Annotated in this window: 17 protein-coding genes; 11 read left to right on the forward strand and 6 right to left on the reverse strand. The window is 49.4% G+C overall.

Annotated elements, in window-relative coordinates:
- Positions 1-5: 5 nt before the first annotated feature.
- Positions 6-1,580 carry a glutamine-hydrolyzing GMP synthase gene (guaA, locus tag ABFZ84_RS09415; protein WP_369313754.1) on the forward strand — a complete coding sequence of 525 codons (1,575 nt, stop codon included), beginning with the start codon at positions 6-8 and terminating at the stop codon, positions 1,578-1,580.
- A gap of 224 nt (positions 1,581-1,804) precedes the next feature.
- On the opposite strand, the gene ABFZ84_RS09420 is transcribed toward guaA, so the two are convergent.
- On the reverse strand, positions 1,805-2,659 hold the full coding sequence (locus ABFZ84_RS09420; RefSeq protein WP_369313756.1) for a TauD/TfdA dioxygenase family protein: 855 nt from the start codon (positions 2,657-2,659) through the stop codon (positions 1,805-1,807).
- A gap of 360 nt (positions 2,660-3,019) precedes the next feature.
- Here ABFZ84_RS09420 and ABFZ84_RS09425 point away from each other — a divergent pair, with 360 nt between their 5' ends.
- The 9 genes from ABFZ84_RS09425 (at position 3,020) to eda (ending at position 15,356) form a co-directional block, all read left to right on the forward strand.
- A complete protein-coding gene (locus ABFZ84_RS09425) occupies positions 3,020-4,012 on the forward strand; it encodes an AraC family transcriptional regulator (RefSeq protein WP_369313758.1) in 993 nt (330 codons plus the stop codon).
- A 72-nt stretch (positions 4,013-4,084) separates the two neighbouring features.
- Positions 4,085-5,416, forward strand: coding sequence for an MFS transporter (locus ABFZ84_RS09430; protein WP_369313759.1), 1,332 nt, complete (start codon positions 4,085-4,087; stop codon positions 5,414-5,416).
- 353 nt (positions 5,417-5,769) lie between these two features.
- Positions 5,770-8,271: a TonB-dependent siderophore receptor gene (locus tag ABFZ84_RS09435; protein WP_369313760.1), complete on the forward strand. Its 2,502-nt coding sequence runs from the start codon at positions 5,770-5,772 to the stop codon at positions 8,269-8,271.
- Between the two features lie 197 nt (positions 8,272-8,468).
- The gene (locus ABFZ84_RS09440; protein WP_369313761.1) at positions 8,469-8,960 is read left to right on the forward strand and encodes a VOC family protein; all 492 of its coding nucleotides are present in this window, start codon (positions 8,469-8,471) and stop codon (positions 8,958-8,960) included.
- Positions 8,961-9,061: 101 nt separating this feature from the next.
- A complete protein-coding gene (locus ABFZ84_RS09445; protein WP_369313762.1) occupies positions 9,062-10,471 on the forward strand; it encodes an amidohydrolase family protein in 1,410 nt (469 codons plus the stop codon).
- A 158-nt stretch (positions 10,472-10,629) separates the two neighbouring features.
- Positions 10,630-12,153, forward strand: coding sequence for a glucose-6-phosphate dehydrogenase (zwf, locus tag ABFZ84_RS09450; RefSeq protein WP_369313763.1), 1,524 nt, complete (start codon positions 10,630-10,632; stop codon positions 12,151-12,153).
- Positions 12,143-12,856, forward strand: a complete 714-nt coding sequence (gene pgl / locus ABFZ84_RS09455) for a 6-phosphogluconolactonase (protein WP_369313764.1) — start codon at positions 12,143-12,145, stop codon at positions 12,854-12,856. The genes zwf and pgl overlap by 11 nt, the downstream gene beginning before the upstream one ends.
- Before the next feature lie 10 nt (positions 12,857-12,866).
- Positions 12,867-14,702, forward strand: coding sequence for a phosphogluconate dehydratase (gene edd, locus ABFZ84_RS09460; protein ID WP_369313765.1), 1,836 nt, complete (start codon positions 12,867-12,869; stop codon positions 14,700-14,702).
- A gap of 27 nt (positions 14,703-14,729) precedes the next feature.
- Complete coding sequence (gene eda / locus ABFZ84_RS09465) at positions 14,730-15,356, forward strand: bifunctional 4-hydroxy-2-oxoglutarate aldolase/2-dehydro-3-deoxy-phosphogluconate aldolase (RefSeq protein ID WP_369313766.1); 627 nt, start codon at positions 14,730-14,732, stop codon at positions 15,354-15,356.
- Between the two features lie 69 nt (positions 15,357-15,425).
- On the opposite strand, the gene ABFZ84_RS09470 is transcribed toward eda, so the two are convergent.
- Genes ABFZ84_RS09470 through ABFZ84_RS09490 form a run of 5 tightly spaced genes read right to left on the reverse strand, consistent with a single transcriptional unit; the run spans position 15,426 to position 20,998 of the window.
- Positions 15,426-16,976, reverse strand: coding sequence for a hydantoinase B/oxoprolinase family protein (locus ABFZ84_RS09470; protein WP_369313768.1), 1,551 nt, complete (start codon positions 16,974-16,976; stop codon positions 15,426-15,428).
- 14 nt (positions 16,977-16,990) lie between these two features.
- The gene (locus tag ABFZ84_RS09475) at positions 16,991-19,060 is read right to left on the reverse strand and encodes a hydantoinase/oxoprolinase family protein (RefSeq protein WP_369313770.1); all 2,070 of its coding nucleotides are present in this window, start codon (positions 19,058-19,060) and stop codon (positions 16,991-16,993) included.
- Positions 19,057-19,821, reverse strand: a complete 765-nt coding sequence (locus ABFZ84_RS09480) for an IclR family transcriptional regulator (protein ID WP_369313771.1) — start codon at positions 19,819-19,821, stop codon at positions 19,057-19,059. The genes ABFZ84_RS09475 and ABFZ84_RS09480 overlap by 4 nt, the downstream gene beginning before the upstream one ends.
- Before the next feature lie 21 nt (positions 19,822-19,842).
- Positions 19,843-20,625, reverse strand: coding sequence for an HpcH/HpaI aldolase family protein (locus ABFZ84_RS09485; protein WP_369313773.1), 783 nt, complete (start codon positions 20,623-20,625; stop codon positions 19,843-19,845).
- Positions 20,618-20,998 carry a cupin domain-containing protein gene (locus ABFZ84_RS09490; RefSeq protein WP_369313774.1) on the reverse strand — a complete coding sequence of 127 codons (381 nt, stop codon included), beginning with the start codon at positions 20,996-20,998 and terminating at the stop codon, positions 20,618-20,620. The genes ABFZ84_RS09485 and ABFZ84_RS09490 overlap by 8 nt, the downstream gene beginning before the upstream one ends.
- A 138-nt stretch (positions 20,999-21,136) precedes the next feature.
- Between ABFZ84_RS09490 and ABFZ84_RS09495 the strand changes: the two genes are divergently transcribed.
- Positions 21,137-22,657: an AMP-binding protein gene (locus tag ABFZ84_RS09495; protein WP_369313775.1), complete on the forward strand. Its 1,521-nt coding sequence runs from the start codon at positions 21,137-21,139 to the stop codon at positions 22,655-22,657.
- Positions 22,658-22,677 lie beyond the last annotated feature (20 nt).

Here is a 22,677-nt window from a genome sequence, read left to right on the forward strand (position 1 = left end):
CCTTTATGACCCTTGACCCCCATGCAAAAGTGCACGACCGTGTACTGATTATTGATTTCGGCAGCCAAGTGACTCAGCTCATTGCGCGACGACTTCGTGAGTCTGGCGTTTATTGTGAAATCCACCCGTTTAACCGCGTCGATGCAGCGTTCCTCGGTGAATACGCACCTAAGGCCATCATACTTTCCGGCGGGCCGGCGAGCGTTAAAACAGCCACGAGCCCACGCGCAGCGCAGGAAGTGTTTGAGCTTGGCGTGCCGATCCTCGGTATTTGTTATGGCGAGCAAACAATTTGCGCGCAGCTGGGCGGTGACGTCGAAAGTTCTGATCATCGCGAATTTGGCCGCGCCAAAATTGAGGTTGTTAAGGCGAGCGCGCTTTTTGATGGCGTTTGGGAAATTGGCTCAAGCCATCAAGTTTGGATGAGCCATGGCGACCGGGTTAATGCGATCCCAGAAGGCTTTGAGATCATTGGTAAATCCGAAGGTGCACCCTTCGCGGCCATTGCGAATGAAGAACGGCGAATCTATGCGGTGCAGTTCCATCCAGAGGTGGTGCATACGCCAGACGGTGCAAAATTATTGTCGAATTTCGTCCGCAATATCGCGGGTCTGCAAGGCGACTGGACAATGGCGGCGTTTCGCGACGAAGCCATTGAAATGATCCGCAAGCAGGTCGGTGATGGGCGGGTCATTTGCGGTTTGTCGGGCGGCGTCGATAGTTCCGTGGCAGCAGTGCTCATCCACGAAGCCATTGGTGAGCAACTGACGTGCGTCTTTGTGGATACCGGTTTGATGCGGGCTGGTGAAAGTGAAGAAGTCGTTCGGCTTTTCCGCGATAGCTATAATATACCGCTTATTCACGTCGAAGCTGCGGATCTATTTCTGGGTAAGCTCGCGGGCGTTGATGACCCCGAGAAAAAAAGAAAAATCATTGGCGCGACATTCATTGATGTTTTTGACGCCGAGGCAAACAAAATTGAGAATGCGAAATTTCTCGCGCAGGGAACACTTTATCCTGATGTGATTGAAAGCGTTTCATTTGACGGCGGCCCGTCAGTTACGATCAAGTCGCACCATAATGTTGGCGGTTTACCTGAACGGATGAATTTGAAGCTTGTTGAGCCATTGCGCGAGCTATTTAAGGATGAAGTTCGCATATTGGGGCGGGAATTAGGGTTGCCGGAACATTTTGTCGGGCGGCATCCATTTCCGGGACCAGGTCTTGCCATCCGAATTCCGGGCGAAGTCACACAGGAAAAAGCCGAAATTCTCCGAAAGGCCGATACGATCTATCTTGATGAGATCCGTAAGGCTGGTCTTTATGATGAAATTTGGCAGGCATTTTCAGTGTTGTTACCAGTGCGCACAGTTGGTGTGATGGGTGATGAGCGGACCTATGATCATGTTCTTGCATTGCGCGCGGTCACGTCTACTGATGGAATGACCGCAGATTATTATCCGTTCACCCATGAGTTTTTGGGTGCCTGTGCGACGCGAATTATCAACGAAGTGCGCGGTGTAAATCGTGTGGTTTATGATGTGACGTCGAAACCGCCGGGAACAATTGAGTGGGAGTGACCGTAATTGACGGACAATGGTTGGCCCTGGCACCGGTTTAACAACCGCGGATCCATGTGTTTTATTGGCATTTTTGAATTCGCTTGCGCTGTGAGAGACAATATTCCCGATATCGCCTTGGAAGGACCATATGTGTGAGCGCTAAGGGTTATCTATCAAAATAATGATACAAAAATAGCGAGCCGAGGCTCGCTATTTTTTTTCGAAAATCGATGGAGACGATCTTAGTATGGTTTGTCGCCCTTGACCCACATGCGGTGGATGTGACGCTCATATTTTTCATCTTCAAAGAGCGACCCCGTATGCAGTGTGCAACGGTTGTCCCAGGTAAGGATGTCACCGGGTTGCCATTTATGTCTGTAGACGAATTGTTCTTGTGTTACGAACTCGACAAGTTCTTCAATTAATTTGGCCGCCGCTTCGTCTTCCATGCCGACAATGCCGCGCACGGTTCCGGTGCTGACCCACAGTGCTTTGCGGCCATCAGCCGGGTGGGTGCGAATTAGCGGGTGAAAAACGTCGGGGTTGTCGCGGATCATTTCTTCTGAAAGTTTCGCGCGACCAAATTCCCGTGTCTCCATGAAATATTTATAGCTGTGGTGTAGCACGAGATCATCAAGTTGGGCTTTGCGCTCGTCGCTCAATGCGTCATACGCAGCGACGCAATCGGCGAGCAGTGTGTCGCCACCGACGGGCGGCACTTCTAATGAATAAAGCATCGTGTTCATGACTGGCTTCTCTTTATAAGAGTAATCAGTATGCCAGCCGACGCCATCATTATGGGCACCAATTGGTTTGCCGTTTTCTTTTTTGTTGGAAAGCGTAAAAATGGCAGGATAACCGGGCAAGGTGAACTGTTTTTGGGTGTGGCCTTCTGGTTCGCCAAACGCACTGATAAATCGCATCAGGTCATCAGGAGCCATAGTTTGGCCGCGTATTAGCATCGCACCATGAGTGTGAAAGACATTCACGAGGTCCTTGTGAGTCTCGTCAGAAGCCTTTGCGACATCTACGCCCGATACTTCTGCACCGAAGCCGGGTTTCAATTCTTTGATCTGCAATCCATTGTGGTTGGTCATATTATCACGCGTTTTAATTGAATGTGTTCCTAGACAATACACGTCTCAGTGCACTGAGTTATTGAATAAATGCGCACCATTATTTGTCCCGCGTTTTTTCATGATTTCGCCTGTGTTTATGGGGCGTAGCGGTGATTTGGTGAATTTTTTGCGCAAGTTGTAGTGCGCAAATAGACAAAATGCGGAGGTAGGTAAGGCGCAAAAACGTGGTAACAGATAGAATGCGTTAATTCCGGTTTGTATAGCCGGGATGCGCAGCCGGTCTGGGAGGGCCGAGATGCATAATAGCTTTTGTAGGTTGATCGGCCAGATGCGGCCAAATCGCGTAACAGAAGCCGGACACACGAGGTGTGCGATCCGGTGACTGGCGATTCTCAAAAAGCTTGGCAATTCTCCACCAATTCGGTGCCTGAAGAGAAACGGGCCAATGCTTGGCGTCAGATGATGACGCGCCTTTCGCTACCGGTCGGCGAACTGGCGGATGATACCAAATTCAATGGTGAGATTACCTGCATTGTTTCGCCTATGGGGATTCGTTTTGCCGTCGTCGAAGCTGACGCACAAAAAATAAGCGGACAATACCCCGAGCAACCGAGCGAATTATGGGTTTCTGTTTTGCTTGCGGGTGAAGCGCATCTCCAGTTTCGTGAAAAGAAAGTTGATCTTCGGGTCGGCGACATGATCTATGGGGCGACTGGCAAAGCCGATGCTTCTTTGATCTTTGAAACTCGATTTAAGCAAATATTTATAAGCGCCCCAAGCGCCATTTTGAATGAGCGAATCGTGACTCCGATGTCGCGACGGCTGGGGTATATTCCCGCAGAGACGGGCATTCGTCGTATCTTTTCGCGAATGTTGATGAGTGTTGCAGACGAAATTAACGGTATCGAAGCTGATCAACTTCGTAGTTTTGACCAATCGTTTATGGAATATCTGATCGCATGTACGATCGGTGATGGTGAAGTTTCGATTGCTGGTGATCGCGATAATTCGCAGACTGATAACCTTTATAAAATCTGCCAAACAATAGAATTATTACTTGGTGATCCGGAGCTTACGTTGGCAAATGTTGCTGAGGCTCATGGTGTGAGCAATCGCTATGTTCAGGAAACCTTTTCACAAAATGGCCGGACGTTTTCCGACTATGTGAAGCGTCGTCGCCTTGAGCGGTGCCGAAGCGATTTGATTAGCCCGCTCTTTGCGCAGCTTTCGGTGGCGGAGATATGTTATCGGTGGGGCTTTAGTGCTCCGGCCCATTTCAGCAGGATTTTTAGGATGATGTATGGCGTTCCGCCCAGCGAATATCGCCGGTTGGGATCGTTGGGCCGTGTCGGTGCGTCAGACGCTGCATAAAAAGAAAGCGGCCATTGGGTCGCGTTTGTCGGTTCTTTTAGGCTGACAAATTATAATTTTGGAGGCGAGAAGTTGAGTAATAAAGAGTTAAACGAGGCCGTTGTTACCGGGCAAGTCGATTCAAAATCGGTGCTCAGTCTCGTTCGCAATTGGGCAGGGTTCCTGATTGTGAGTTTGTTCTTCTTTCACGTCACTGCCGGGACGTTTACATCACTTGGTGTGGTCCTGCCGCATATGCTTGGTGAGCTAGGTTGGAACTATTCGCAGGCCGGTGTTGGGTTTTCATTATTGGCGTTATTAGTTGGCCTGGCCGCGATGGTGCCGGCGTGGATAATCAAGCGCTGGGGCATCAAAACGACTTTTGCCGCTGGTGGCGCGTGTTTGGCGCTGGGGTTTGTTCTTTTGGCCACGGCCAGCAGTCTTCCTCAATACTTTCTAGGCGCAAGTTTGGCCGGATTCGGATATCCGCTTTGTGCGATTGTGCCCGCAGTTCATTATTTCACCTCGACCGTCGATAGTAAGCGCCGTGCTGCGATCATCGGTGCGTATTTTACGATTGGTGGATTGGGCGGTGTTGTTGGGCCAATGCTGGCAACTGGCGTCGTCGAGTTTTTAGGTGATTGGCGTTACCATTGGTGGGTGCTTGCTGTTGTGACCGCCGTTTTAACGGCACTTGCAGTGTTATTTGTTGACGATCGAAAATCTGCGGCCGTCGAAGCCGAAGAAAAAGCGGCGTTGAGCGAGCAAAAGACGGAGGATGCACTTCATAATTGGAGCTTCCGTGATGTCATCAGAACCAAAGAATATTACATCATCGTTTTTTCAATGACACTTACGCTAGTCTGTGGGCTGACGATGAATAGCTGGGCTGTGGCGCATATGGGCGCGCTGGGGGTGTCTGCAACAGTTGCTGCAGGCGCTTTGAGTGGTCACGCATTAGTCAATTCATTTTCGCGTGGTATTGGCGGCCTTCTGGCCAACCGCATTGACCCAAAGTGGTTACTTGTTTCAGCGCTTCTAGCCGAGATTGTCGGCATGGTTGCTTTATCAGTTGCGGACAATTCGTTCATGATCGGACTATTTGCGATTGCAGAAGGGTACGGGTTTGGAATGTGCCTATTCGCAACCACGTTATTGCTGGTGAACTATTTTGGAACGGCGAACAATCCGGAGGTGCTGGGGTCAATGCATTTCGTGACAACTCTTGCCATGATCGGTCCTGTGGGCGCTGGGTTTGTTGCCGATCGGACTGGTACCTTTTCCGTTGTATTTGTCGCTTACGCTGTGTTGTTGCTCGCGGTTTTGATTGCTGCAGTGACAATGCGAAAACCAAAACCACCGGCGAGTTCCGGTGTGGTTAATGCGCCTTTTATTGCGACTGATTTGCAGTCCGAGGGAGGGTAGAAGCGGGCCCCGATTTGGTTGTTATGCAGAGTGATTTGCGGTCGGTAACGCTATGCATAACCTAAAGTCTCGGGATTGGTGAATTTGTAAGAAAGCTGTGATTATATTGCGGCAGTTCTGTCAAAAACGTGGATGTAAATAGAAATTTCTATTGATCAAATAAGATCGACATTTCAGTATCGACAGTGAGGGAAGGGTGTAATTCTAAATAGGAAGAGTACGGATGGTTAGGTCAGTCTGTATTTGGGTTAGGGAATAGAAATCAAGTCCAGTTGGGATTGGTTCGTAAATGGTCTGGGAAAACCAACGTGCGGTGCTCGCGAAGGGTGACGAACGAAATAATGGAGGTTGAATTGTCAAATACTACAAATAAGAGGACTGATAGTCCCGAAATAATGCGGTTTAAGAAGTCTTTGCTCGGTAGCAGTGCCGTAATGAGTGCGATGATGTTTGCTGCGATGGCACCGGCTGTCGCCCAAGACGCTGATAGTGATTACGACGAAATCGTGGTCTATGGTGATCCGGTTGGTCTTTCTGAAGAAACCTCCACTGAATCCGTTTTTGGTGTTTCTCGGTCGCTTCTTGAAACGCCTCGTTCCGTTAGTATCGTTAGTGATACAACGATGGAACGTTATGGCATCGAAGATATCGATGACTTCATTACAACGACGCCGGGCACCTTTGGTGGTAGCTTCTTTGGTGTTCCGGGTGCGGTTTCTATTCGTGGGTCGGTTTCTGAAACTTATTACCGTGGTTTTAAGCGTGCGCTGAACCAAGGTCTGTTCCCTACGCCGATTGGTTCGAGTGATCGCGTAGAGATCGTTCGTGGTCCGGTTCCTGTGATTTATGGTGCTGGTCGTGTTGGCGGTCTTCTAAATTTCCATCCGAAAACAGTGGATGGAGAAGGCGTTACGACCGAAGATGGTATCCAGGGAAGCGTGAGCTTCACAGGTGGCAGCTACGGTAAGAAAAACGGCTCTATTGAATTAATCGTTCCATTTAAACTTGCGGGGCGTGAATCCGGACTTTCAGTTTACAGTGAAATCGAAGATTCGAAACATTTCTATAAAGGTCGTGAGCCTGAACATCAGCTAGTTCAATTTGCATTTACGCATGAACTACCTGCAGGTTTTAGTTTCGAAACAGGTGGGATGTACTATCACTCTGATGGTTACTATCAAACACCAGGTTGGAACCGGGTAACGCAAGACTTGATCGATAACGGGACCTATATCACGGGTCGTGATACCGATCTGACGGACCTCGATGGAAATGGATATCTAACGCCCAATGAAGTTGACGCAGCGGTCGGCACTTTCTTTGGTACATCAAATATCCGTACACTTGTCGATTATGGGGTGTTCGCAATTCCAGACGCGTACAAATTGGACACTGGCGTTGGTACAGGTCAGCTTGATCGGCGCACGGTCTTTCTGACCGAAGATCAAGAAGTGGCAGAGTCGGAATCCTTCACCGGTTATATCGATCTGAATAAGCACTTTGATGATGACTCTAAGTTGTCATTGCAGTTGTTCTACGATCAAATTGATGGTGATCTGTTTGTTACATACGGCTTTGCCGCCCAGCACAAAATGAAGGTTTTTGAAGCGCGTGCGTCTTATGACTTTGGTATTGAGCTAAGTGATTTTGCCAATCTGGATATGTATGTAACCGCTTCGCACCGTACTTATGATGCTGAGCTTCGGGAAAACTTCAACTCAGGTTACCTCGTTCTAGACCGTCGCGATCTTTTGGCGGGACCGCAGGGTAACGATATCTTCGATAGCCCGTTCACGGATGAGCCGGGCGGTATTGGTATTCCGTGGGATACGGATAATGATTCCAATTGGAGTGATACCGGTATTGCGGTTGTTGCTGATCTAAAAGTTGGCGACCTTGGTGTAGTTCTTGGTGGGCGTTATGATCACTATGATACGTCTGCAATTGATACGGGTGCGACTATTTTCAACCCAGCACTCGCTAATACCCGCTTTGATGGCAAAGAAGGTGATTTCTCCTATTCTGCCAGTGTGAACTACACAACGCCATTTGGGTTGGTTCCTTACTTTACCTATGCCCAAGGGTCCGAGCTTAACGATAGTGCCAATGGCGGTATTACACCCGGTGCTGTGCGCGATGAAATTCTGTTCGGTTCTGAGCTGTTTGAAGGCGGCGTTAAGTTTAGTCTGCTCGATGATAAGCTGTTTGGTTCTGCAATTGTTTATCAGCAAGAGCGCCAGAGGGTTGACCCGTTTGGTAACAAAAGCCGTGAAGAATCAAAAGGCTTTGAATTCGAGATGAGCTATATCATCACAGAAAATTGGTCGATGACTGGTGCTGCGACGGTACAGGATTTCAAAGTACCAGCGCCAGGTGCATGTGGCTCCGGCCAAGGCGAATATTTGGTGATCCCACCAAATCACCCTGCGGCTAATCTATTTGGCTCACCTGTTTCACTGCAGGATGGCTATGGTGCTTTGTTCGCGGCACTAAATGCTAGTTGCATTCCTGAGCTACAAAACGGATATTCTTTGACCAATATTCCGGACACCGTGTTCTCATCATTCCTGACCTACACATCCGATGAAACACGTTTTGGTACGTTTGGTGCGACATTCGGTGGTACACGGGTTGATGAAACAAGTGGCCGGATTGATGGCGGGATTGTCTTGCCTTCTTACACTGTCTTTCGTGCCGCGGCATTTGCGGACCTAGGCCGCGTTCAGATCACGGCGACTATCGATAACCTGTTCGACAAGACCTATTTCCAGCCGCTTCAAGGTGTTTACCAAGAGGTTGGTGCACTTCCTGGTGTTGGTCGAACCTTCCAAATCAAAGGCGTTGTTAACTTCTAACTCTTTGAATAAGTGAGCTAAATCGAATGCGTCCGGGGTTCTCTCCGGGCGCATTTTTTGGTTTAGTTTGTTGCCGGTTACGCGCATGTCGGCGTTCGGTTTCAATCAAGTCACTTCGCCAGAAATATGCGAAAAACCAACGATATAGAATCGTATGAAGTATGCCGTAGGGCCAACACAGCATTAGGAGCAATCGAATGTCTGAAGAAAAAGCGAACCACGAACTTCGCCCGAAGAAGCCATTCTGGACGCATATTGCCCTTCATGTGAACGATATCGACAAAACGATTGCATGGTACGAAGAGTTCACACATCTAAGTTTGCTCCATCGCGGCGAAGACGAAAACGGCTTTAACGCGTGGGTCGGTGATGCATCACAACCCGACTCGCCATTCGTTCTCGTGCTCGCACAGTTCTTGGATGGAAAAGACCCCTTCGCGCCGGCGAAGCATCCTGTGCTTGGACCGTTTGCGCATATTGGGATCGAAGTTCCGAGTAAAGAGATGGTTGATGATATCGCCGCCCGTGCGAAGGAAGCCGGTTGCCTTGCTTTAGGGCCAATGCAAATGCCCAAGCAAATTGGTTACATTTGTTTTCTGAAAGACCCGAATGGCAATATGGTCGAATTTTCTTACGATCAGGGGGTTTATGAAAAGGCCCGCGAAATTTGGGGCTCTGATAAGAGTTAGACTTTTTCGACTATAAATTTTTGTTCGGAATGCTTGCCGCCAGCCGTGGCAAATGAAACAGCGCCTTTGTGCGTTATCGGTGAATTGGTTAGAGGAAATCCATGAATACAACATCGACAGACGGTCAGCGTATGGTCGTGGATACGCTCATTAGCGGTGCAACCATTATCACAATGAATGAAACGCGTCAGATCATTCGTGACGGCGCGGTTGCGATCAATGACGGACTGATCACGGCGGTTGGTAAGGCATCGGACATTACCAAAAAATATCAGTCAGCTGATCAAGTTGATGGACGGAATTTTGTTATTACGCCTGGTTTTGTTGATGGGCATGTTCATATTACTGGTGACCCCTTGACCCAAGGGGTTCGGCGCGGCGCGCCGGGCGAAGATTTTACGGATGTACTCACTAAATGGGTTATTCCCATTTTTCATTCGCATGAACCGAAAGATGAGAAAATTTCGGCTCAGTGCTCAGCCATGCGGATGCTACACTCCGGCGTGACGACCTTTGTTGAAGCGGGAACGGTACGGCACCTCGATGCTGTGGCTGAAGGTATAGAATCTTCGGGTGTTCGTGGGCGAATTGGGGGCTGGGTTGAAGGACGGAATTTCGCCGCTAACGAAACCGATACCGCAACCATTGATGAAGCCATTGCCACGCTTGAGAGCCAATCCCAAAAATACAAACAAACAGATACATCGCGTGTCGCCGCATGGCCGCTTTTAATTGGACATACGGTAAACCCTGATGAAGTCTGGCTTGCTGCGAAGCGCTTAGCTGATGAAAACGGGCTTTGCATTTCAGCCCATATGAGCCCGCATCAGTCTGATCCGGATTGGTTTCTTGCGAATACCGGTAAGCGTCCGATTGAACATCTCGCAGACATCGGGGTGTTGGGCGAGAATGTCATGATCACTCATGCAGCTTATGTAAATGAACGCGAAGTCGAGATATTAGCAGATACAAAAACTAATGTAATATTTTGCCCGCACGCAGCGCTCAAAGGAGCGTTTGGTGTAACATCTATCGGTTTGTTCCCAGAGATGGCCGAGGCGGGCGTAAATATTATGCTGGGTACGGATGGTGTTTTGGTTGATATCCTGACTTCAGCACGATTGATGACTGGTCTCTTTAAAGATGCGCGTGTTGATGAGCATGTTTTCCCGGCGACAGAAGCGCTGGAAATGATTACGCTTAATGGTGCTCGCGGCGTCAATATGCAATCGAAATTGGGTGCGATTGAACCGGGGATGAAGGCTGATCTCGCTTGTTTTGATACAGATCGTCCAGAATGGTTCCCGGAATTTGATGTTGTAGAACAGATTCTTCAAGCACCGGCGGGTGTCGGGGCACATAGTGTTTGGGTCGAAGGAGAGCGCGTTATCGACGCTTATCGCTCGACGCGTATTGATGAAGAAAAACTGTTGGCTGATATCCGGAAGTCGAGCGCGGCTATTATAGAGCGCGCTGGCGTTAAAGTGCATAGTCCTTGGCCGGTTATTTAATTGTTGCGATTGTTGTATCGCCGATTTAGCGGTCGTTGGATTTAGTCCGCATCTACAGTCGCTTGCGCAATAAAAGAAGATTCACGTCATCTTACGATCGTGGATATATTTGGCGTGCACAATAGTTCATGCGGTGCCGCCCGTTGATCGAGAGTTTTATGGAAAAACCGAAAGTCGAAACAGTTTCTGATAATGCCAGTGATAAGGGGTCAGCACACTTTATTCCGGTCACGGCCTTTGATCTTGTTGTTTTCGGTGCGGCAGGTGATTTGTCACTTCGAAAATTAATCCCAGCACTTTTCCATCGGTGGCGCGATGATCAGATCCCAGCCGAGTCGCGCATCGTGGGCGTGTCGCGAAGCAACCATGACGATCAATCGTTCAGGGATTTAGCGTTGAAAAGTTTCCGCGAATTTCATCCGCAGGAAATTGTGAGCGATGACGAATGGGCGCGGTTTGCATCACAGCTCTATTATACTGAGTTGGATGTTGTTAGCGACCAAGCTAACTGGGAACCGTTGTGCGAAAAGCTGGGTGAGCCCGGCCAAAAACAGCGTGTGTTCTATTTAGCGCTCGCACCCGACCTTTATGGTGCTGTTAGCGCTAACATTAAACGCGCAGGCATAAAAACGACTGGCGCTAGAATTGTGCTTGAGAAACCCATCGGTCGCGACTTGAATTCGGCAAAACAAATTAATGATGCGGTTGGGGCTGTTTTTGATGAAGGTTCGATCTTTCGGATTGATCATTATCTTGGCAAAGAGACTGTCCAAAATTTGACAGTTCTGCGTTTTATGAATTCGCTTTTCGAACCGGTCTGGAATGCCAATGCCATCGACCACGTAGAGATTACGGTTTCTGAATCAATCGGTGCTGGCACGAGAGCGAGCTATTACGATAAATCGGGCGCTTTGCGCGACATGGTTCAAAATCATTTGTTGCAACTCTTGTGTCTCGTCGCGATGGAGCCGCCGCTAGATTTAGAACCCGATACTGTACGTGATGAAAAAATCAAAGTGATGCGGGCATTGCGCGCAATTACTGAAAAAAATGTGCGTGAAACAACCGTGCGCGGACAGTACCATCGTGGAGCGTCGAATGGCGAGGCTGTTCCTGGTTATGCGGAAGAACTGGGCGGAACAAGTAGTACTGAAACTTTTGTTGCTATCAAAGCCAATATTGACAATTGGCGTTGGAAAGGTACCCCGTTTTACCTCCGCACAGGCAAGCGGATGCGGCAGCGCTATTCAGAAATTATTGTTCACTTCAAAGAAATTGCACATTCTTTGGTTAAGAATGGGAAAGAGGGAATTCCTCCGACACGGATGGTTATCCGGCTTCAACCGGACGAGGGTGTGAAATTATTGCTGGTCACCAAAGATCCGGGGCCGGGCGGTATGCGTTTGCGATACGTGCCGCTAAACTTATCGTTCGCTGATACATTTGAGGCGCGGTACCCTGATGCGTATGAACGCCTTCTCATGGCTGTTGTACGAGGTGATTTAGGCTTATTCATGCGCCGTGATGAGGTCGAGGCGGCATGGAAGTGGGTCGATGGGATTTTGGCTGGTTGGCATAAGGATGAAACCCCTGCACATCCCTATGCGGCGGGTACGGATGGTCCAGTTCAGGCGGCAATGCTGCTCGATCGTGACGGGCGAGAGTGGTATCATGGGGCGTAAACCAGAAATCATAGCGTTCGAATCCCGGCAGCAAATGGCAGAACGCGTTGCTGACCTTGTTGAGGTGAATATTTGTGCTGCGCTACATGAAAAAGGAACAGCCAGCTTAGGGGCATCAGGTGGTTCGACTCCTGCCGATCTTTATAAGACGTTGTCTACCCGTGATATTGAATGGGATAGAGTGGCCGTGCCGCTCGTTGATGAGCGCTGGGTGGCACCGGATCTACCGGGGTCGAATGAGGCGTTTATAAAAGAAACGCTCCGGCAAAATACTGCGCATAACGCGAACATTATAGGGCTTTGGTCAGATGTAGAAACGCCAGCAAAGGGGTTGGATACCGCTTGCCAGCGTTATGGAAACGCTGGTGAGATGCTTGATGTTGTCGTGCTCGGCATGGGGAATGACGGTCATACGGCGTCATGGTTTCCGCATGCTGACGGACTGGCAGATGCCTTATCGGCTGAGACTGCGCCGTTCGCCGCAATTTCAGCGAAAAAGAGCGAAGTCACTGGCGCGTATGTCGACCGTTTAACGATGACGCTTAGCTTGATCAGCCGAGCAAAAATTATCTGCCTCCTGATTGCTGGAGATAAAAAACGTCAAACGCTTATGCGTGCTCTTGAAGATGGGCCTGTTGAAGAGATGCCAGTTCGCGCAATTTTAAGGTCGAGACCAGATTTATGGATATGCTGGGCACCGTAAGGAGGTTTATGTGGCGCAACTAAATGAGACTTTGACAAGTGTTACGGAACGCATCCGCGAGCGCAGCCGCAAGACACGTGACGCCTATATGCATCAGATGCGTGCAGCAGCGACAGAAGGGCCACACCGTTCAAGTGTATCATGCGGTAACCTCGCGCATGCTGCCGCTGCATGTAATACAGCAGACAAGAAGGCGTTGGCAAAGGGCGGAGGCCCGAATATTGGGATCGTTACGTCCTATAATGATATGCTTTCCGCACACCAACCATTAGGTGCGTATCCAGATATTATAAAACGCGTGCTTAGTGAAATCGGTTCAACAGCACAAATCGCAGGCGGTGTCCCCGCGATGTGTGACGGTGTCACTCAAGGGCAACCCGGTATGGACTTGTCACTTTTTTCGCGTGATGTGATCGCAATGGCGACAGCGGTTTCTTTGTCTCACAATGTTTTTGACGGCGCGTTGATGCTGGGTGTTTGCGATAAAATCGTACCGGGTCTGTTTATTGGTGCGGCTCGGTTTGGGCATTTGCCGATATTATTTCTACCAGCAGGACCGATGACCAGTGGTATTACGAATGATGAAAAAGCAAGAGTTCGTCAGCAATATGCTAAAGGTGAAATTAGCCGCGATGAATTGTTGGCGGCGGAGAGCGCCAGTTATCATTCACCAGGTACTTGTACTTTCTACGGCACTGCAAATTCAAACCAGATGATGATGGAAGTCATGGGGCTACACTTGCCGGGTTCGGCATTTGTCAATGCTGGCACGAAGCTGCGCGAAGCCATTGTCGAACAAACGGCGCTTCGCGCAGCGACGACCACGGCGCTTGGGGCTGAGTTTATTCCGTTCTATGAAGTGATTGATGAGCGGTCGATCGTGAACGCAATTATTGGATTACATGCGACCGGTGGGTCTACTAATCATCTTATCCATTTGGTCGCTATGGCGCGGGCAGCGGGGATCATCATCAACTGGGATGATTTTAGTGAACTTTCGAGTGTTGTTCCTCTATTGGCGAAGGTTTATCCAAATGGTGCTGCTGATGTAAACCAGTTTCATGAGGCTGGTGGGCTGTCCTATGTGATCGGTGAGCTGATTGATGCTGGGTTGTTGCATGGTGATGTCATGACGGTTATGGGCGCAGGATTAACACCATATACCAAGATTCCGGAACTTGTCGGCGAGACGATTTCTTGGCGTGGGGCAGCGACCGAGACGGGAAACAGTGAAATTCTAAGACCGGTTAAAGATCCATTTTCAGCGACGGGCGGGCTACAAGTTCTTGACGGTAATATCGGGCGTGCGGTGATTAAAGTCTCAGCCGTGAAGCCGGCGCATCGAATGATTGAAGCACCGGCTATCGTATTTTCGTCCCAGCAAGATGTTATTGATCGTTTCAAAGCCGGGAAGTTAAATCGCGACTTTGTGGCCGTTGTCCCGTTCCAAGGACCGAAGGCCAACGGAATGCCGGAGTTACATAAGCTCACACCGCCTTTGGGAGTCTTGCAGGATAAAGGGTTTAAGGTGGCGTTGGTGACTGATGGGCGTATGTCTGGCGCATCCGGAAAGGTACCTGCGGCGATCCATGTTATGCCTGAAGCACTTAATAATGGGGTGATTGGCAAGATTGCTGACGGCGATATTATTCGTCTTGATGCGGAACAGGGTATTCTGGAAATTGTGGGTAGCGATGACTTTGAGTCACGGCAATCAATCACACATGATTTGCGTGGTGATCGAAACGGATCGGGCAGAGAGTTATTTTCCGGTTTCCGGTCTCTAGTTGGCGGTGCTGAGGAGGGGGCAATGGCCTTTGGACTCGGTGATGAAGACGACAATTAAATTTCTTTCAAAAAAATGGAGAACTGAATGCTGCGGATAGGGGATGTTCTGGATGCTGCATCGGTAATCCCGGTGCTAGAGGTGCCCAATATCGATGTCGTAGAGCCGTTGGCGAATGCGCTTGCACGTGGAGGGCTTCGAGTTGTTGAGTTGACGTTGCGTACTGACTGTGCGCTTGAGGCGCTTTCAAGAATGAAAGATTGCGCACCTGAATTAATTGTCGGTATTGGGACGGTTAGAACAGCGCTGGACATAGAGAGGTCGCGCGCGGCAGGTGCAGATTTTTTGGTAAGCCCGGGGACAAGCAAAGCATTGATGGCAGCAATGCAGGGTGCCAAGATGCCTGCTCTGCCGGGGGTCGCAACAGCGTCTGAAGCGATGACGCTTTTTGAGGCTGGTTTCACGGCTTTGAAATTGTTCCCGGCGGAAACGTCAGGCGGTATAGCGCATCTTAAGGCACTCAATGCTGCGCTTTCCGATATTCTCTTTTGCCCGACGGGGGGGATCAACGCGGATAAGGCAGTAGATTATTTAGCTTTGCCTAATGTTGCTTGTGTTGGCGGGTCTTGGATCGCAACAAAAGCAATGATCGAGGATGGTGACTGGGTCACGATTGAAGAGAATGCGAAAATCGCAGCCAGTATCAAGTCGTAGCGCTCTGATCATTTGTAATAAAAAAAGCACCGAAATTTCTTTCGGTGCTTTTTTGAGTTGTCCGGCTGATTAGTTTGGTGAGCCGTAGCCACCACCACCCGGTGTTTTCATGAGGACTTCGTCGGTTGCCTCCATGGGCAGTTTTTGTGCCTTCATGCGGGCTTCGCCGTTGACCTCGAATGAACCTGCGTGTCCCGGTTCGCCACCATCGAGCCCTTCGGCGGCAATATTGAGACGGCTTGGAATAGCATTGAGCAACCACTCATTACCACTGCGCATTTTGAAGCCGATCGTTTGCCCATCGCCACCATGCTGCCTACCTGCGCCGCCGGTGCCAAGTGCGACCTCTTTGCGGGTAAACTCGATTGGAATTGATGCTTCAAGCACTTCGATGGGTACGGCTGCAACCCCGGTTGGATAGCATGTTGCGGAAAGACCATTCTTGCCAGCGCGTGCACCCATACCGCCGGAATAGTTGAACATCGAACTGATAAACGGCTCGCCTTTGGAATCGCGTCCTTGGATTTGAATGGTCCAAACGGCACCAGACCCTTCTGCCAACACACGATCAGGCAATATTTGGGCAAAGGCTTTTAGGATTGGAAACGGCACGTACATGCCGACGACATGACGAGCATTCACGGGCACCGGATACTCTGCGTTGATGATGCAGTTTTTCGGTGCTTTTACTTTGATCGGTCCGAGGCTACCTGCATTATTTGGAAGATCGGGGTTTAGAATACTGCGGATGGCAAATGTGGCATAGGCATGCGTATACGCCATAACCACGTTGATCCCGGCCTTCGACGGTGGAGAGCTTCCGTCGAAGTCTACAATAATTTCACCGGCTTCATTATCGACAGTGACTTTTGTTTTGAGGGTAATGACTTCGCCGCCAGGAACGTCAAAGCTTGTCTCACCAAAGTAATCACCGGGTGTGAGTTTACGAATTGCGGCGCGAGTCGCGGTGTCAGAGCGTTTGATGATTTCGTCGGAAAGTTCGACAATATCATCAAGGCCATAGCGATCACACATCATGTTGAGACGCTCGCCGCCCATTTTTCCACTAGAAACCTGTGCGGAAAGGTCACCAAAAATCGCATTTGGCGTGCGAACATTTTGGCGAATAATCCGATGAAGTGTTTCGTTCGGTTTGCCAGCCTCATAGAGCTTGAGGACAGGAATCCACAGGCCTTCTTCGTGAATATCACGTGCACCAGCACCAACACCATAACCACCGATGTCAGTATGGTGGATCGTTGAGCCACAATAGCCGAGAATCTTTCCCTTACGGAAAATTGGTGTCAACACTGTGATATCAAAGAAGTGCCCCGCAGACATCCATGGATCATTCGTGATCAGAACGTCACCTGGTTCTAGGTCTTCTGGTTTGATAATGGCCACCAGGTTTTTTGCTGCCGCACCAAGTGAGTTAATGTGGCCGGGTGTCCCCGTAATCGCTTGCGCCACCATATTGGCATCAGCGTCAAACAAAGCAGTAGCAAGATCCCCAGCTTCGCGAACGATTGGGCTAAAGGCAATTCGTTGTAAAGCTTTCGCCTGCTCGCTAACGATGCTGACGAGGTTGCCCCACATAATTTCTAATTCAATACCGTCCATTATATTAGCTCCTATTAATTTCTGTCCGCGATGAGGCTGCCGTCTTCGTGAACGGACAGCGTCCAATGAGGCAGAATAAATGCGGTTGTTTCGCGTTCCTCAATAATGACGGGGCCAGTAACCTTTTGACCTGCGGCTAGAGCGTGACGATCATAAACCGGCACAGAAGTATTTTTACCTTCGTAATAAACGTCACGATGCGCTTTAGGTTCAGCCACTTCACTAGGAAGGCTGTGGCGGGCTTCGCGGCCAGAATCGAGACTGCTTGCAGTGACACGAAGGTTGACAATTTCGATGCCAATATCGTCGAGTTGAACACCGTATAGTGTTTTATAACCCTCTTCGAAGCGTTGACGTAGGTCTTCGATGTTGCGGCTCTGCGCTGGGTTATCACTAAGCGTAACGGTGACTTCGTTTTGCTGGCCAAAGTAACGCATATCAATCGCATACTGATAGGTGATCGCGTCTTTCACGATACCGGCTTCAGCAAGTGCTGCTTCGCCCTCTGTCAGCATTTCAGAAATTCGTTCACTGATAATATCCCATTTGATCGAATCGAGTTGCGTAACCGCACTGCGTACAAGGTCGAGACGAACAGGCGTGATCAACGTGCCAAAAGCACTGAGAACACTTGCCATTGGGGGGTAAATAACTTGCGAGCTGTCCAGGCGTTCAGCCACATAACAAGCATGTACCGGCCCGGCACCACCAAAGGCTAAAAGCGGGAGGCCACGATAGTTAACGCCGCGGTCGGTCGCATGTGCCCGCGCAGCAGCGGCCATAGATTCGCCGACCACGCTGAAAATACCGAAGGCCGTATCTTCGATCGAGGTGCCTAATTTGTCGCCCAAACGTTTCAAGGCGGCGCGTGATGCATCGGCATCCAGTTTCATATCGCCGCCAAGGAAATTATCGGCATCAAGAATACCGAGTGCGACATCAGCATCCGTCACGCACGGGTTCTCGCCACCACGACCGTAACATGCAGGACCGGGGTTCGAGCCAGCGCTATCAGGGCCAACCTTTAGAAGGCCGAGATCGTCAACACGAGCAATAGAACCGCCGCCGGCGCCAATTTCGATCATATCGATTGAAGGGATCGTAATCGGCATGCCGCTGCCGGGTTTAAAGCGATAACGTCTATCGACTTCAAAATCGCCAATCACCAGTGGGTTCGCGTCCTGGATGAGGCAAGCTTTGGCCGTGGTGCCGCCCATGTCAAATGACATTAGGTTTTCAATACCGTGTTTGCCCGCGAAATAACTTGCGACCAGCGCACCTGCAGCAGGGCCGGATTCGATCATCCGAACCGGGAAGGAACCAGCGACATTCGCGCCAACCACACCACCGTTTGAAAGCATAATCAGCGGTTGTTGATCGACCTTACGATCACGGAGGTTTTGGATCAGTCCGTCGAGATAGGGTCGAGTAATCGGAACCGTATAAGCATTCAGCGCCGCGGTGCTCGTGCGAAGATATTCGCGCATTTGTGGCGCGACATCGCTTGATAGCGTAACGTAAATCTCGGGTGCGACTTCATTGATGATTTTGCGCAAAGCGCGTTCGTTATCGGGCACGAGATAGCTGTTCAAAAGACAAACAGCGACTGATTGGATGCCTTTGTCTTGAAGTGCTTTTGCGACTTTGCGGGCTTCATCTTCGTTGATCGTTTTGCCGACTGTGCCATCAGCGTAGGTCCGTTCGTCTACAGTCCACGTTGTATCGCGTTCGATCAAAGGCGTTGGGTATTCGATCTGAGGGTCGAACATATCATAACGGTGTTCGTCACGGATGTAGAGCACATCCCGGAAGCCCTCGGTTGTGATCAGTGCCGTCGGAAACCCTTTGCGCTCGATAAGTGCGTTGGTAACAACAGTGGTCGCGTGGGCAACAACGTCATTGACGTCTTCGAAAGAGATACCCGCTTTTTCAAAAACCAGGTCAGTTGCGCGGAAAAAACCTTGCAATAAATCTTCGTGTGTCGTCAGCGTTTTGTCGGTCCAGGCTTGGCCGTCATTACGAATGAGGACGACATCTGTGAATGTGCCGCCGATGTCGACTGCAATACCATATCTGGCAGTCATGCAACTCTCTCCTTAAATGTAAGTTCTGATGAAATTTTACGGCTCGCGCTTTGAATATCTTGAATCAAAGCATCCGATGGGGTTGGTGCAACATGTTCGATCGAGCCGAGAATTGATATTGTGCCGGCCAAATCGCCGACACCGTCAAAAATTGGAGCGGCGAGGGCATTAATGCCGGGGATGACTTCGCCGGGCGCGACAGCCCAACCGTGATCTTTGATGGCAACGAGTTCATTCAGTAGTTTGTCGAAGTCACAACCAGATTTTGCAAGCGCTGCGCGGCGGCGCGCGACATCCAGTAATTGTCCGGACTCGTCATGTGCAAGGGCTATCTTTCCCTGTGCGGATGAATAAAATTCAAAGAACGATCCTGGATTCGAGGTGATTTCTACCGCGCCACCACCACGAAGTATCTCGAGATTGCGTATGCCGTCAGCTTCGACTTCGCCGATTGTGACTGTTTGTCTTGTTTTATCGCGCAATTCAATCAGATGGGGGCGAGCGACAGTAAGTAATTCGACAATTCCATGGCTGGCTTGGCTGATATAGCGTATTTTTGATGTTAAAAAATACAAGCTAGATTGGTCTTGGCGAACATAACCCAATAAAACCAACGTTTTTAGATGGCGATGAATTCTTGGCTTGTTCGTGCCCATGGCGTTGGCAAGGAATGTGATAGACACAGGTCCGCCAGCTTCGGCCATAAACTCCACAATGTGGAATGATGCGACTACTGAGTTAATGGGAACGGAATTAGACATTTCTTCTCACTGATGAACTTTTTAATCGCTTATTTTGCGAAAAGTAGCACTGGTTTCGGTGACGGCCTTGCGCAATAGCGCCTGATCCGTTGAGACTGTGAAAAAACTAATGCCCTTATTAAGTTGGTCAGCGATATTTTCTGGATCGCTGACAAAAATTCCGAGGGCAGTTTTTGAATCGCGAAAACTATCGCAAATTTGATCAATCGCTTTTGTTACTTTTGGCCCGCCAAATTGTTTTTCGTTTAATGAATTTGCGAGGTCCGCCGGTCCGATTAGAATGCCGCTTAAACCATCCGAGGCGGCAATGCTGGCGGCATTTTCAACCCCTTTGGTATCCTCGATTTGACCAATAATTATAGTGCTTTCGTCGCTTCTTGCCGTATAGCTCCAAGCGTTTTGGGTACCATAACCAGCGGCACGTTGACTGGCGGAAAAGCCGCGCCCGGCGCCATCATAACGGGATGCGCTGACAATGTTATTTGCGTCATCGGCCGACTGAATATGCGGTACAATTATGCCTGATGCCCCTAGGTCTAAAACACGTAGAATTGAATCCGGTGTTTTATTTGGAATTCGAACCAACGCAGGAAGGTTAACCGAGCGAGCGGCGAGGATGCATTGATCAAGTGACGAAACATCAAATGGGGCATGTTCTGCATCAAGAACAATAAAATCTAATCCCGTGCCGCCGAGAATTTCAATAATATGCGGTGAGGGGGTTTTTACGAATGTCCCAATGACGGGATCGCCAGCTTCGATTTTGTGACGGAGCGATTTTGTAACGTCGAGATAATCACTCATCGCTCTCAAAGTCCTTTTCCTGATATTCGACAAGGTGCCGATAATCTTCGCGGATCGGAGAAAATACGTCGAGATTCATGACTGTCTCGTCGCCGATGGGGTGACCGTAATGCTCCACGTTCGGTGGAATACGGATCAGGCTACCGGGCCCACCTTCGACGACATCCTCGCCCACGTGAAAGCGCATTTGGCCCTGAACGATATAAACTACCTGTTCAAAAGGATGGCTGTGTGGGTTGGTTTCCATGCCGGGTTCAAGCCAATTCATGACCATGAGAACATTGTCGCCGCGAAAACCAGCGCGGGACACACCTTTTCTAACGACTTCGCGTTCCAATTCATCCCAATTGTAGATTGGTGTTTTCTTGGTCATTTTCGATCCTCGCCATCAAAAGAGTTATGCATAACATAATATATATATTCTCTAGCATAATCAGAGCAAGTTTGGTTATATTCGTCAAGTGCGATTCCGCTCCGGCGGTTAAAAGAATCAGTAGACGGAGAGAAGTCCGTGAATATTGCGATCCATTTGCAGCGTGCGGGGCGCGCGTTTCCTCAATCTGTGGCGATTGCTGTTGGCACGCGTTCAATCGTTGATTACGGCACTCTTTGTGGGCGGGTCGGCAAGATTGCTCATGCTTTACGTAATCGCTACAACCTTTCGGAAGGTGACTTTGTCGCTATAGCCGCCGACAATTGCCCTGAATATCTCGAAGCTCTTTATGCGTGTTGGTGGGCAGGTCTTGTGGCGGTGCCCATAAATGCCAAGCTTCATTCTAAAGAGTTTGAATATATTCTCTCCCATAGCGGGGCTAAGCTTTGTGTTGTGTCGTCACGTCTAAGCGCCGGTATCGGTGGGCTTGAACTCGATAGCTTAGAGAAAATTATTGAAATTGGTTCGGCCGAATATACTGGGATGTATGCCAGCCCAGAATTGGAATTGGTTCATCGTGATGCCAATGATGCCGCTTGGCTTTTCTATACTAGCGGTACAACAGGAAGACCCAAGGGCGCTGTTCTTACTCATCGAAATCTTCTTGCGATGTCATTTTGTTATTTTGCTGACGTCGATCAAGAAAGCCCATGGCGAACCATTGTTCATGCTGCACCACTAAGCCATGGTTCAGGCCTATATGCGTTGGCCCACGTTATGAAAGCGAGCTGTCACGCTATACCCGAGAGTGGCGGTTTTGACGTTGAAGAAATTTACAGCTTAATCCGTGATCATCATAATGTTGTTTTCTTTGCCGCTCCGACGATGGTCTCGCGTCTGTTGAAACACCCTAATGATGTAGATACATCGAATTTAAAAGCGATCATTTACGGCGGCGGACCGATGTATCTAGAGGATTGCCTCGCGGGATTGACCCGGTTTGGACCGAAAATGGCCCAGCTCTATGGGCAGGGCGAAACACCGATGACAATCACAGCATTGAGCAGCCTAGCGCATAGTGAGAATAACCACCCTGATCGTTATAATCGATTGAGTTCGGTTGGCATCGCGCAAAGCGCGGTTGATGTTCGAGTGGTTGATGAATGTGGTAATTTTCTCCTAGCTGGTGAAGTGGGCGAGGTGGTCGTGCGCGGTGCCACGGTTATGCACGAATATTGGAAAAACCCGGAAGCTACGAAAGATACAATTCGCGATGGTTGGCTTCATACGGGGGACTTTGGTGTTTTTGATAAGGGCGGTTATTTAACACTGAAAGATCGCGCTAAGGATCTGATCATTTCTGGCGGTACGAATATCTACCCGCGCGAAGTCGAAGAGGTTTTGCTCAAGCATGATGCCGTCATAGAGGCATCTGTCATCGGACGTGCGGATGATGATTGGGGCGAGATTGTTATTGCCTATGTTGTCTCACGTTCGGGTGCCCGGCCAGAACCGGCGGAATTAGATGCCTTGTGCCTTAGTGAAATAGCTCGGTTTAAACGGCCAAAACATTATGTTTTTGTCGAGGAGCTACCAAAAAATAATTACGGTAAGGTTCTGAAATCTGATTTACGTGAAATCGATAAGTTGAAAAAGTAATATGTACACGAAGAAAATAG

It is taken from the genome of Hyphococcus lacteus, assembly GCF_041058985.1.
GTDB lineage: Bacteria > Pseudomonadota > Alphaproteobacteria > Caulobacterales > Parvularculaceae > Hyphococcus > Hyphococcus lacteus.